The sequence below is a fragment of the Bacillus cereus group sp. RP32 genome (genome assembly GCF_040459735.1).
GTDB classification, from domain to species: Bacteria; Bacillota; Bacilli; order Bacillales; family Bacillaceae_G; genus Bacillus_A; species Bacillus_A wiedmannii.
This window is the reverse complement of the sequence record NZ_JARVHO010000002.1, coordinates 193,167-207,472: the sequence shown is the minus strand read 5'-3', so window position 1 is coordinate 207,472 and position 14,306 is coordinate 193,167. Positions and strand designations below refer to the sequence as shown.

Sequence of the window (14,306 nt, the reverse complement as noted above, 5' to 3'; positions counted from 1 at the left end):
TTCATATATGAATGAATTAGTAAAAAAAGCAATACAACATTTTTATGTAAATGGAGCTGTAAATGAATATTTACTTAGGTGTGAAAATAAAATTGAATTACCTAAAGAATTAACTGTATTTATTCATAATGCACACATTCAAACAACACCTGTCAACATTGATGATATTTGGCCAGCAGAAAAATATGTATTCGATTTTAAACCATATAAGAAAGAGAATTTAAATATTTACTACAGCAGTACTTTATTAATTTCAAAATTGGCACCTGTATTTTACTTACAGCATGAATTTTCAATTGACTGTCCTGGCGATACGTCACTCATGTCAACTTTAGATGGATATGACACACAGCCCTATACGAGTCAGCAATTGGAATTTGACCAACAAGTTATTCAATCTTTAACATCGAAGAATTATACACAACTATCCTATGCAGAAGTAAATGAGGTTGTAATGAACCTCAAATTCCCAGAGGGGGTAACAATTTTTGGACCTCAGGTGACTGTAGAATACGCTATGTTTCATGATGTACTTGATTTATGTCCAGAATAATAGTCACTACTTCATATAGTAAATATACTAGTTTCATACGGTGCAAAATAAACATCGTATGAAACTATAAATACACTACCTATAAAATAAGTTAGGAATACTCAAGTTGAATATTAAATATGATGAATACGAATTATTGGAAATTTTCGAGAGTGAACCAGAAGATTATTTTATTCCTGGTGCAGGTGCATATAGATATAGTAAAATAGACAAACTGGGATTTGAATTAGTAATGATTATGTGTTATTACGAGGAAACTGTTGAATTAAAAATGTGTTATGAAAATAATTGTATATTTGAAACCAATATGGATTCGGCTAAACGAATCTATACCCGCAATGATTCATTGTATGTCCAAGGTGGCGTAGGAAACAAAACAATTGAAGTGAAATTCAAACCACATTTTACGATTCAAATAGAGGAACTCTAAAACATAAAATATTAGAATATATTTTAAGAAATAATATACGTTTACCTTAGTTCTTTAGGTAGTTAGGGTTTGACATACTAACTTAAAAGAAAAATGTTGAGCAGTTCATCTTCATTATACATCAATATATCTGAATTAAAGATGCAATTTTGCATCCAAACTTCTGCAGCATCAATTACATGTTACCCTCAAATATAGCAAAAGGTGACCAAGATAATAATTTTCGTTTTGAAGAATTCAAAAGTGTTAGCAGCCATACTAATGAATTTAATAAAATAAGGAAATTTCTATGACTTCTCTCTTTTGCTTTATTCGAACTTTGTTTGAATCTATTTATATGACCATCTTTAACCAAGTATAGCTTTTAAAATCGACACTTTGTTTGTAGTAAATAATACATAATTTTGTTTTACAGTTCTAATTAATATACGATCAGTTGTCGCATATGCAGTTCCGATACGGATTGCACTTGGTTCTTCAACACCCGCATAGGTAGCATCTTCGGTAACCTCAATCACATCACGTAATGGAATCGTGACCTCCGCAAATTGCCATGAAATAATTAACTCTTCTTTTGTTTTTTTGACATCAATACCTAGCATTATACCAAGACCTTTCTATAATAGAATGCTACACTTCTTATCTTATTATACAAATTTTTAGATTATTTTTCTACATGTATGAATAGAACTGATATTTTAAGGGTGTCAAAAGAACGGGAAGATATACTATCAATCTATTAAGGAACACGTTATGAAGAAAAGTTCACAGGGAATTAATATGGATTTGATATGGTTGAAGTATGATGAATGAGTAACAGTAGGAGTTGCAGGAAGGAAATGAATGATGAGACTTAAATTAGTAGGAACCTTAACTTGTATAGTAGTAATGTTAGGTATCTTTATCATTTACACCAATATATCTATTGGTAAAGAACCATATAAGACAAACCATGAAACTAGTGAAAACTCCATAAATAAAGAAAAAAATAGTAAGCAAAATGGGACTTCAAATAAGGTAGCAAGTTCTTTTGCTAGTGTACAGGCTGTAGTAAATAAGGAATATGGTTTACCCGAAGACTATATGCCAGAGGATTTAGTTGTCCCAAATGTACCGTTTTCATTTAGTGGAACGGTAGAAAAGAGTCATCTTCGTAAAGAAGCAGCGGAAGCGTTAGAAAAACTATTCCTTTTAGCTAAGCAGGATGGAATCCAGTTGAATGCTGTTTCAGGATTTCGTTCCTATGAGTATCAAAAAGGCCTGTATGCCAACAATGTTAAAAAGAAAGGGCAAGAGCATACGGATCGCTTCTCGGCAAAGCCTGGACATAGTGAACATCAAACGGGATTAACGATGGATGTTTCTTCTAAAAGTGCAAATAATGAGCTAGAGCTAACTTTTGCGAATACGAAAGAAGGAAAATGGCTGAAAGAAAATGCGCATCGTGCAGGTTTTATTATTCGTTATCCAAAAGGTAAAGAGGGTATTACTGGATATGCTTATGAACCGTGGCATATTCGCTATGTAGGAGATATTGCTGAAAGTATATATAAGAAAAAACTGACTTTAGAAGAATATATGAATCTGTGAAAATAGAATTAAAGAATTAAATTTGCTAGCGATAGCAGTAAGAGTGTAAAAGATAGGGGTATGAAACAAGGTATTTCTTAATGCTCTTAAAGGGTATGCCATGGGATTGTAAACGATACTACTATTTTAGAGATGAAAGATGGCGAATAATATCTTTACAGTAATGTGAGATGTAGGATCTTGCGTCAGGTGCAGAATGATAAGTATTAGGTTAATATATGATGGAAATCAGAAAGCAACGAAAAAGAATATAAAGATTACGTATTCGGTTTTTTACTAAATAACAGGGCATCATTCTAATTAGAATGATGCCCTGTTATTTTTAGCATAATCTATTGAATTACTTTTTCAATTTTAGGCATTACAGCAATTGGTGGTAAAGATTTGGTCCATGCAGCAGCATAAACATTTAACTGTTCACCTATAGTGTAATTTTCACCATCTGAAATAGGAACCCTTAAAATCTTATTTTGATTTACTAACTCCCACCAATCATTTTGGTAAGCGAGAGCTTCATCTTTTGTAGATGTAGAAGCAACCACTAAATAATTGTTTTCTACTGAAATGACATATCCAGTAAAAGGATCTTGTTCTTGTTTATGAATAGAATAAATAGGTGCAGTGCTTACAGACGCCTTATTAGAATCTGCAAATGCCGGTGTTGATCCGAAAGTAAATCCACATCCTAATGTTAAAGCTGTTACGGTTGTTACTAATTTTTGTTTTTTTGTAAACATAATACATATCCCCCTTATATTTTATCCCTACACTAGCAATTTTCTAGTTCTATCATATAAAACCTTTTAATATTAAGATGTTTAACAGTTCTGTCACATATAATCCATAAATGTTAAAATTATCTATTAATGGAAGTGGATTTGTGTTATGATTCACTATGTGAAATATTATTATTACATTCATCCCCTGATGAATGTATACCCTTCCTTAATTGTAAATATGTTTGATTTTATTGGTGAAGAGGGAGGAAATCCCTCTTCTTTTTTTGTTCCTTCTAAAGTTCGAAGGTGCCTTGAGCAATAAAATTTGATTTTTTTAAAACAGTTGAATTACACGCGTTCACTTTATTTAGAAGTGAGAGTGGGGGAGTTCAAAGAAAGATGGGGAAATAAAGCTCTGTCTCTTGATAAAAACTTATAGAAATAAAAATAAGATAGTTACTGTTGGACAGATAGTAAATCACGATTAATATACTAGGTCTTACGAGCACGATAGAAAATATATAACTTCATAAAAAGAACTCCTATGTTACTTAGGAGTTCTTTTCGGATGAAGTTAACAAAATTATAGAATGTTGAACATTAGTTTGTTTTTTCAACAATAGGAGAAATAGCTTTCACAGGAACACCAGCAAGTAAAATAGGGCTAAAATCAAAAGATGCAGCATAAACGTTCACCGTATCACCGATTACAATATCTTGTAATACTTCGGTTGAAGTTTCAACTTCATAAGTTATGTTGTTACTTGAAACTAAGATTGAGTTATCCGATTTTCCTGTAACATTTCCTGTGATTTTTTTGTATTGATTCTCTAAAATATTTTGTTCATTTCCTTTTTGAATAATCGCGTTTCTTGCCTCGAAAGGTAAGTCCTTTAGAAGGATAGGGGCCATTTCAAATGCTTGAGCATAAACATTTACTGTATCACCTATCTGAATGTTTGGTAGTACTTTTGGATTAACATGGGCACGAATGGTTTGATTTTCACTTGAAATTTCTAGGCTATCTTCGGATTTTTTTGTCACTGTACCAGAACGTTTTTTTAGTTGTGCTAAGAGTTTTTGTTCTTTATCTTTACTCATTACATGGTTTTCTTGTTGTTTGTTAGATTCTTCGTTTATTTTAGAAATAGAACTTACATCAGTGTAAAATACAGTTTGTCCATAGATTTTTTGATGTTTCCATTGATCTTTGTTAGCAACTTTAACTTTGTCACCGTTTTTAAAGTTAGAGTTACTACCATTCGGGAAGTCTATAGTCACTTCTTGATTATTTCCATTAGCATCTTTATATGCAACAGTCACATAATAAGGATCTGCATCATTTATTACCCCAATTACATGGTTTTCTTGTTGTTTGTTAGATTCATCATTTACTTTAGAAATAGAATTCACATCAGTGTAAAATACAGTTTGCCCATAGATTTTTTGATGTTTCCATTGATTTTTGTTAGCAACTTTAACTTTGTCACCTTTTTTAAGGTTAGAGTTACTACCATTTGGGAAGTCTATAGTCACTTCTTGACTATTTCCATTAGCATCTTTATATGCAACAGTCACATAATAAGGGTCTGCATCATTTATTACACCAACTACAGTATTTTCTTCTACTTTTGTATGTTTGTGGATTTGATCAGATTTTGCAATAAATTGTGCAGCTTCTGCACGGGTAATCGCTCTATTAGGGGACCAGCTATTTCCGTCTTCAGTGCCCTTAGAAATTTCTGTTTGTATTAAAATATTTGCATATCTTTCTCCCCAATGCCCTTTTAAATCCTCAAATGTAGTTACACTATTTTTAGCAACTTTATTTTCTAATTTATAAGCATTTGCCACCATTGAAGCCATGGATGCACGATTAATCAAACCTGTTGGAAGGAAGTTACCATTTCCATCTCCTTTAATAACACCTGCTTTTTCAACAGCTGCAATGTAAGGTGCTGCCCAGTGGTTTTGAGCATCTCGGAAAGATGGTTTAGCATTCTTATTAATTTCTAATCCAAGCATTATAGCCATTATTTTGGCAGCTGAACCGCGGTCAATTGTTTCAGCAGGAGCAAAAGTACCATCGGGTTTTCCGTGTAATGCGCCTTTTTCAACTAGGTAATTTACAGAAGGGCTTGCCCAATTTGGGACATCTGGAAATTTATGAGTATTTGCAAATGCACTAGATGAGTAGGATAGTAGACTTCCAGCAAGAATTCCTGTAGCAATTAATTTGTATTTCAAAATGTAACACTCCTAAAAAATAGTATAGCTTGGTAAATCTATCATTTATAGTGAATCTTATAAGTAATATGAATTAGTTTAAATAATAGAGTAGGTTGGCAATTTCGTTATATTACAGGTAAATAATAATTAGTTAATTTAAATTATTATTTCGAAAAAAATCTATAGGCATACACTTATAATAAGGGGCTATTTGATATATTTACCAAGCTTGTGTAACCAGTATAGTTACTTATATATATGAGTGTCAATTAAAAAAGAATTACATTTTTGTAAGGTAACCATGTTAATAATATAGTAAGTAATTATTATGTAAGGTGAATAATTACTCATTATAATAACTATAAGGATGAATTAAATAAAGAGGGATGTTTAGCGTTATTTACCAGTTATTTATTGTGGTTTTTATTTTCGTTGGACTTCTATTATTATTTGTATTATTTGGTCATCATACTGCGGGGTTTTTAAATTTAAACAGTCACGGTGGCCTCTTACCAAATGGTGCAACAGGTTTAATTATATCTATGTTGGTCATTATCAATTAATTATTGAAGATAATAAATTAAATAATTTGGATTTATATGTGGGGTATTTTTGTACATCTCCTGAAAAAGGCGAATAAGAAGTACTCTCCTAAAATTTCTAACGAAGTACTTCGTATATACTATTTACTGTATTTTAGATAGTAAATTTGATCGCACTAATTCTTGACTAAACAATAAGATTCTTAGAGAATAGCTTAGAAAAAAGTCGAGGAAGTTTAAATAAATGTGGTTGCAATTATTTAAACCTTTGAAGTTAAAAAAACTTTTATGAATTTTTCGCTAGATTATAAGCTTTAAATGTTGAAATTTATTTACTTATTTCGCCAAATGAATACATTTATACAATTAGATGGAAGTTAAGGGTGTTGAATCAAAACATAATAGTTTGTTATTGATGAGTTTATCGTAAAGTTGTTATTTAATGTGTCATCAAATAGTATTTGTATACAATGATAAATAAAGAAAAGGAGATTATTATGAGAAAAAATAGATTAAAAGATACAACATAGATAGCATGAATAGCTTGGGGTGTAAAAACATAAAAAAACAAAAATCCTTAAGTGCATTAAGGAAAAATGAGGGAGATAATATGGGGAATAATTCAAAACATAAAACTAGAAAAATACTTGCAGCCACCGCCACAGTAACTATGCTTGCAACTGGAATGATTTCTACAACAGATATCATTGCAGAGGAAACGCAGCAGCAAAATAAAATATCGACATCACTTCAAGAGGAAAATTCAGTTAAATCAGAAAACAGGACATATACAGTCCCAGGAAAAGGGGATGTAGAGGTACTGAAACAACAGGAAAGAAAAAGTATGGCATTTAGTCCATATGAACCGACTGGTTTATATGCAAAGCCAAATGAACAAATAACGATTAATGTAGAAGGAAATCAAAATATTCAAGCATACATTGGAACGTATTCGTATGATGCTTCTTGGAGAGAAGATTCTAAAATAAAATCATTTACATTAAAACCAGGTATAAACACAATCCAATCTCCAAATGGAGGAATGATTTATTTTTACAATAAACAACAAGGTGGTACCATTCGAACAACAGTCACAACTGGTGGAACGACTACTCCTCTCTTTGAACTAGGCAAGCATACAAAACAAGATTTAATAGACATGCTGAACCAATACCCAAATGCACATGCAGTGGAGCTAAAAGGAGAACGTGTATTAATTACGGCCAGCCCTGCACGTGTTAAGAAATATTTGCTAGGTTCTAATACAGATCCTGTACAACTCTTAAAAAAGATGGATGAAGCTACCCGAATTCAAGACAAAGTAGCTGGATTATCCGAAGAACAAGCAGACAAGCATTATATTCATTACGTAGAAGAAAATCATTCACCAGATTATTATATGTATGCGACTTCTTATCGAACTGCATATGTAGGAGATGCAATTCAATACGTGTTAGATATTAATAAATTTATAAAAGATGGTTGGGGTCCTTGGCATGAGGCAGGGCATTTGAGACAGCAATCACCATGGAAGTTTTATAATATGACAGAAGTACAAAATAATATTTACAGCCTTTCTGTAGAAAAAGCATTTACATCTAATCAACCTTTTAGATTGCAACAAGAGGGCGCTTATACTAAGGCATTTCAATACTTAGAACAACCTAATAAAAATTATGACGAAGTTAGTGATGTTTTTGTTAAGCTTGTTATGCTCTGGCAACTACAGTTAGCATATGGAGAAGACTTCTATCCTAAATTGCATCAATTGTATAGAGATATGCCTTCTAATGAACTTCCACAAACTGATGAAAATAAAAAACAATTATTTATGATCTCAGCATCAAAAGTAGCCAAACAAAATTTGATGCCTTTCTTTGAGAAGTGGGGATTACGTCCAAATAATGATACCATTCAAAAAGTGGCTGCATTAGGATATCCGATTTTAACAGCAGAGATTTGGAAGGGGACGGATTCTAATCCGATTAAACCAGATATGCCTAATGTAAATAATATTTTAGAAGGAAACCAGTTTGCATGGTCGCTGAAAGGGATTGGAGATTTTGAATTCGCAAAAGTAAATTTAAATAAATCAACAGAAGAAATGCAAATTGATCTAAAAGCAGGTGTACCACATAACTACTTTGATAGTACATATGCAAGTATTAAAGTGCAAAACACATCAGGTAAAGTAGTATATAACAAGGAGTTTTATGGGAATAAACAGCAAAATGCTGGAACACAAAAAGTTTCAGTAAAGACCGGCGATTTTATTGAGCTTACACATTTAGAAGGTGGAGAGAGGGCAACATTAATAAATTTAGATAATAATAAACGTGAAAGCCTTGATAAAAAAGTAATGTATGAAGTTACAAAGGATGGCCTGAAAAAAGTAAATCAAATTGTTAATCCGAAACCAGATACAGAAGCTCCCATACAGCCACAAGGATTATATGCAAGCAACCTTACTTCTAACAGTGTAGAGCTAAAATGGAATCCTTCTACAGATAATATAGGTGTAAAAGAATATCAGGTATTACGTGATGGACAATTGATTCAAACCGTACAAGGAACGACATTTATTGATCAAAACTTAACAGCTAATAAGGAATATAAATATGCAGTGAAGGCTGTAGATGCAGCTGGAAATACATCTATTCAAAGTGAAATTCTTCCGGTAAAAACCAAAGATCAAAATGTATCTTATGAAAAATGGGATCCAAAGAAGGCATATACAAAGGGCGATAAAGTAGAACATCAAGGGACAGTGTATGAAGCGGTTCAAAATCATCAAGGAAATGGTGACCCGAATTGGATATTTGCGTTATCTTTATGGAAACCACTTACAATAAAATAACATGTAAGAATCAGATGTGAAGATAGAACAACATAAAATTGGGGCAGTATTTTAAAGATTTACTGGATGTTGCTTTAATTTTGATAGATTTCTCTACTAAGTTATTATTCAATATTGAACTACTCACCACTTAACGCCCTTACGGACTTTTTGAAGTGGGAGATTCCTGCGAACACCGGTGTATCCACCGGTTATCTTAGCAGGCTCTACCCGTAGTCCCTACGGTGAGAACATAAGTATCTTGTACGTTAACGCACCACACTCCCTACTTTAGCTTGGTTTTCGCGACTTCGGCAAGCATGGGGCGATAGAACGTTGAAGATTTTACGGTTGCAACGTTTTTCTGCAACCAACCTCATATCTTCAGTTTTCGAAGAGCAATCTGTACAAGTAAATGATAGCAAACATCTTGGCTTATGCCAACCGACATTCATCTCCCACCTAAAATTGGTGTTTCACACCTTCACATTTTTGAGGAAGGAGTCTTCTGTCGGAAAACGATAAAAATTAGAAAAGGATGTAGATTAGTGATTAGTCAGAAAACGAAGAAAAGATTTAATAAAGTTATTATAATGACCGCAGCATGTAGCATGTTTTCTATGTTTGGAACGTCTATTTTGCACACTAAAGCTGCAACACATTCAGCTGCTCCAGCAGTTTATGTGAGTCCCAAAAATATACCTGCCTCAGATATTATTAGTATAGACTGGTCACCAGTTCAGACACCACCTTATACGTACTGGGCTGTACACAACTGGAATGCAGGTGGTGAAGCTGGAGGATATGCTGGTTTTCAACAACAAAGTGGGTTTGATGAAAATGGAAAACGTACTTTACATTTTGCCTTATGGGATCCAATTTCCTCTAAAGAAGCAATAAAGGCCGAATACTTATCTCCGAATTCGCAAGCTGGACCCTTTGGAGGAGAAGGAACAGGAATGAAGGTTCAAACAACTTATGGTTGGAAAGACTACAATTGGTACACAATGACAATGCGTTCATGGCAAGAAAATGGTCATACTAAATTTGGACAATGGATGAAAGATGTAACAAAGAATAAATGGCATCAAATTGCAATTATGGACTTTCCGGTTGCTAATGTTGCATTTAATCATGGATTAGGAATGTTTCAAGAAGACTGGGCTGATAGTGGACAGAACGTTCGAGAAGCGCGCCTAAAAAATGGTTATAGCCGAAAATTAGTTGATAAACAATGGAGTTCTTGGAATAATCAAAGTATTTCTGGAACGCATGATAATACTTATCAATATGATGGAGGATCTACTTCAGAATATGTATGGGTCAAAGCAGGAGGTAATACGCAGTCTACTATTGGGTCAGGAAAAATATTCACGCTAAATCAACCTACTCAACCTGAAATAGGAAAACTAGATTTTGATATCCAATCTATATATTATGAAAATGAAAAATTAAATGTATCTTGGAAACTAAAAGAAAATAGTACACCACAATTTAAGGGGAAAATTGAAATTTATAACAATGAAAATATGACGGGCCAACCTATTAACGTAATTAATGATATTAAATCTTATCAAAATGGAATCAGTCAATCTATATCATTACCAACAAATGCTTATGCAAAAATTGTATTAACGGATATATTTGATCAAACTGTTGAGAAAAAGGTACAAATCAAAAATGAATCTCCAAACATTTTTGAAGGTAATGAATTTGCATGGTCGCTGAAAGGGATTGGAGATTTTGAATTTGCGAAAGTAAATTTAAATAAATCAACAGAAGAAATGAAAATTGATCTAAAAGCAGGTGTACCACATGACTACTTTGATAGTACATATGCAAGTATTAAAGTGCAAAACACATCAGGTAAAGTGGTCTATAACAAAGAGATTTATGGAAACAAACAGCAAAATGCTGAATCGCAAAAAGTTCCAGTCAAAGTAGGCGATTATATAGAGTTAACACATCTAGAAGGTGTACATAGAGCTACTTTTACAAATGTAGATAATAGTAAACAAGAGAGCTTTGGAAAAAAAGCCATATACGAAGTTACAAAGGAAGGCCTGAAGAAAGTAGAAAAAATGCCAGAAGCAACAATTTTAGAAGGAAACAAGTTTGCATGGTCATTAAAAGGATATAGTGATAGAGAAATTGCAAAAGTAGATTATGATAAAACGGTAGAAGAGATGAAGGTAAAACTAGAAGCAGGTGTACCACATTCCTATTTTGCTAGTACGTATGCGAGTATTAAGGTCCAGAATTCTTCTGGTAACGTTCTGTACAATAAGGAAATCGTGGGAAATAAACAACAAAATGCTGAAAGCCAAACTGTGCCCGTTAAGGTAGGGGATTACATTGAATTTACCCATATAGAAGGAGAAGCAACAAAGGAAAAAACGCGAGCAACTTTAATTAACCTTGAAAATAACAAAAATGAAACCATTGGAAAAACAGCAAGATATCAAGTTACAAAAGAAGGCTTGAAGAAAGTAGAGAAAATGCCAGAAACAACGGTTTTAGATGGAAATCAATTCGCTTGGTCATTAAAGGGATATAATGATCGAGAAATCGCGAAAATAGAATATAACAAAGCAACAGAAAAAATGCAGCTTAAATTAGAAGCGGGTATACCCCATTCTTATTTTACTAATACGTATGCAAGCATTAAAGTCCAGAATTTATCCGGTAATATTTTGTACAATAAAGAAATTATAGGAAATAGACAACAAGATGCTGAGAGCCAAACCGTTTCAGTCAAAGTAGGAGATTGTATTGAGTTTACTCATATAGAGGGAGAAGCACAAAAGGAAAAGACACGCGCCACACTTACTAATCTTGAGAATAGTAAACAGGAGTATATGGGAAAGAAAAGAATATATCAGGTTACCTCTATGGGATTATTAATAAAGTCATAGATTTCACTACAAAAGTTAAATTATAGATTTATATATTATATAAAAATCTTAACCATTATACGCATTAAAAAATTCTCAAGAGAATATAGATTGGCGGGTATAGTATGAACATATTCAAAGGGGTTCTAATTTCATCAATTGCAATGACCACATTTGTAGGAACAGATCTAATTCTACAAAATGATAGTATTCATAATAAAGTTTACGCTGAATCTTATAATGTCACATACAAAGAAAGAGATTCACAGGAAGAAAGATTAGTTGTAAAGTTTAAAAATCAAATTGACTTACCTTATGAAGATGGTATTGAGAAACGAATAAAAAATGGGGATTATGATAACAATTTAAAGAAGTTATTTTCCGAAAATACAGAACTTACTTTGAATCGTCTGTTCTCATCTGTAAATCCGATAGAGATTGAAAAGTTATCAGTACAATCTAAATCAGTTGTTAATGAATCAGCTAATAATTTATTAAATTATTATATTGTACAAGCTCCTAATAACATAGAAATAGAATTATTACTGAAAAAATTTGAAACATCTCCTCTCGTAGAGGAGGCTTATATACAAGAAAAACAAATTTTGACACCCCCTGAAATACAGTTACCAAATTTATCTGTTAATCCGTACGATGATCCTAGATTTAAAAATCAAGGATATCTTGAAGCGGCACCAAAGGGAATTAATGCCTCGCATGCTTGGAGCATTAAAGGTGGTGATGGGAAGGATACAACTTTTGTGGATATGGAATATGGATGGTTATTGAATCATGAGGATTTAGTCAATAAAAATATTAAGCTTATGTCGGGACAAAATATAAGCCAGCATAGAGCTCATGGTACTTCTGTATTAGGAATTGTTTCATCTGAAGATAATCAAATTGGAAATATTGGAATTGCACCAAAAGCAAATGTAAAAGTAATATCCCAGATCAGGGATAATGGAATTTATAATACGGCGGATGCTATTTTAAGTGCTGTACATAATTTACAAGCGGGAGATATTCTTTTATTAGAGGCACAAGCTGCGTATGATGGGTATGGGGATAAATATTTACCTGTAGAAGTACATCCAGATATTTTTGATGCAATTCGTGTTGGTGCAGATAAAGGGATTATTATTATAGAAGCTGGCGCAAATGGTTCAAACGACTTAGATAATTTTAAAGATCGTAATGGAAAAAAGATCTTAAATCGAAATAGTCCAGACTTCAAGGATTCAGGTGCTATTATGGTTGGGGCGGGATCATCAACTGTTCCACATAAACGTTTATGGTTTTCAAATTATGGAAGTCGATTAGATGTATATGGATGGGGAGAAAATGTTGATACAACATCAGCAAATCCAAGTCAAAATACTACAAATTTATATACATCAACATTTAGTGGAACATCAAGTGCTTCACCAATTATTGCTGGAGCAGCAACTTCGATTCAAGGTATTGCTAAAGAACATCGAGGTTCTCCTTATACACCAGCCGAATTAAGAAATATCTTAAGTAATCCAAATACAGGAACAAAATCTCAAGATCCGTGGAATGATAGAATAGGTGTTTTACCTGATCTAAAATCTATATTAGATAACTTACATTTTAATTCAGATATACCGAACTCTTCTAGTATTTTAGATGGAAATCAATTTGCATGGTCACTAAAAGGAATAAGTGATTTTGAGTTTGCTAAAATCAATTTCAATAAGTCGACAGAAGAAATGCAAGTGGACTTAAAAGCAGGCGTACCGCATCATTATTTTAATGAAACATATGCGAGTATTAAAGTACAAAATGCATCAGGCAAAGTAGTATACAATAAAAACATTTATGGAAACAAACAACAAAATGCTGAATCGCAAAAAGTTCCAGTTAAAGTAGGAGATTATATTGAGTTAACACATCAAGAAGGTGTGCATAGAGCTACTTTAACAAATGTAGATAATAGTAAACAAGAAAGCTTTGGAAAAAAAGCAATGTACGAAGTTACAAAAGAAGGTCTGAAGAAAGTAGAAAAAATGCCAGAAACAACGGTTTTAGATGGAAATCAATTTAGTTGGTCTTTAAAAGGATATAGTGATAGAGAAATTGCAAAAGTAAATTATAATAGGGTAACAGAGAAAATGCAGGTGAATTTAGAAGCAGGCGTACCACATTCTTATTTTAATAATATGTATGCGAGTATCAAAGTACAGAATTCATCCGGTAGTGTTGTGTACAATAAGGAAATAGTGGGAAATAGACAGCAAACTGCTGAAAGCCAAACTGTGCCGGTCAAAGTGGGAGATTATATCGAGTTTACCCATATAGAAGGGGAAGCAGTAAATGAAAAGACACGGGCTAAACTTACTAACCTTGAGAATAATAAACAAGAATATATAGGCAAAAAAAGAATCTATCAAGCTACTTCAACGGGATTAAACAAAATAGATTAACATGAAAAACATTCAAATTTTTAGTTTGATGCTTAATAGTCGTTCATTATGAACGACTATTTGGCA

Annotated in this window: 9 protein-coding genes; 6 read left to right on the top strand and 3 right to left on the bottom strand. The window is 32.7% G+C overall.

Features of this window, described 5'->3' with window-relative positions; all coding sequences use genetic code 11:
* Window positions 1-7: 7 nt before the first annotated feature.
* Together QCI46_RS28425 and QCI46_RS28420 are read left to right on the top strand one after the other, a co-directional pair.
* Complete coding sequence (locus tag QCI46_RS28425) at window positions 8-553, top strand: hypothetical protein (RefSeq protein ID WP_098155308.1); 546 nt, start codon at window positions 8-10, stop codon at window positions 551-553.
* A gap of 106 nt (window positions 554-659) precedes the next feature.
* Window positions 660-983 carry a hypothetical protein gene (locus QCI46_RS28420; protein WP_088065096.1) on the top strand — a complete coding sequence of 108 codons (324 nt, stop codon included), beginning with the start codon at window positions 660-662 and terminating at the stop codon, window positions 981-983.
* A gap of 347 nt (window positions 984-1,330) precedes the next feature.
* On the opposite strand, the gene QCI46_RS28415 is transcribed toward QCI46_RS28420, so the two are convergent.
* Window positions 1,331-1,585 (bottom strand): SunI/YnzG family protein, encoded by a 255-nt coding sequence (locus QCI46_RS28415; RefSeq protein ID WP_242243237.1) that lies wholly within the window; start codon window positions 1,583-1,585, stop codon window positions 1,331-1,333.
* Between the two features lie 244 nt (window positions 1,586-1,829).
* Here QCI46_RS28415 and QCI46_RS28410 point away from each other — a divergent pair, with 244 nt between their 5' ends.
* Window positions 1,830-2,573, top strand: coding sequence for a M15 family metallopeptidase (locus tag QCI46_RS28410; protein ID WP_353842120.1), 744 nt, complete (start codon window positions 1,830-1,832; stop codon window positions 2,571-2,573).
* A gap of 332 nt (window positions 2,574-2,905) precedes the next feature.
* Here the strand turns inward: QCI46_RS28410 and QCI46_RS28405 are convergent, their stop codons facing one another.
* Entirely contained in the window at window positions 2,906-3,310 is a 405-nt protein-coding gene (locus QCI46_RS28405) for a DUF3221 domain-containing protein (protein ID WP_088065097.1), read from the bottom strand.
* A gap of 582 nt (window positions 3,311-3,892) precedes the next feature.
* Window positions 3,893-5,539, bottom strand: a complete 1,647-nt coding sequence (locus tag QCI46_RS28400; RefSeq protein ID WP_353842027.1) for an S-layer homology domain-containing protein — start codon at window positions 5,537-5,539, stop codon at window positions 3,893-3,895.
* Window positions 5,540-6,673: 1,134 nt separating this feature from the next.
* On the opposite strand from QCI46_RS28400, the gene QCI46_RS28390 reads away from it, so the two are divergent.
* The 3 genes from QCI46_RS28390 (at window position 6,674) to QCI46_RS28380 (ending at window position 14,240) form a co-directional block, all read left to right on the top strand.
* Window positions 6,674-8,920, top strand: coding sequence for a M60 family metallopeptidase (locus tag QCI46_RS28390; RefSeq protein WP_353842026.1), 2,247 nt, complete (start codon window positions 6,674-6,676; stop codon window positions 8,918-8,920).
* A 527-nt stretch (window positions 8,921-9,447) separates the two neighbouring features.
* Window positions 9,448-11,814: a putative mucin/carbohydrate-binding domain-containing protein gene (locus QCI46_RS28385; RefSeq protein WP_215559207.1), complete on the top strand. Its 2,367-nt coding sequence runs from the start codon at window positions 9,448-9,450 to the stop codon at window positions 11,812-11,814.
* Window positions 11,815-11,918: 104 nt separating this feature from the next.
* Window positions 11,919-14,240: a putative mucin/carbohydrate-binding domain-containing protein gene (locus QCI46_RS28380; RefSeq protein ID WP_353842025.1), complete on the top strand. Its 2,322-nt coding sequence runs from the start codon at window positions 11,919-11,921 to the stop codon at window positions 14,238-14,240.
* The last annotated feature ends 66 nt before the right edge of the window (window positions 14,241-14,306 follow it).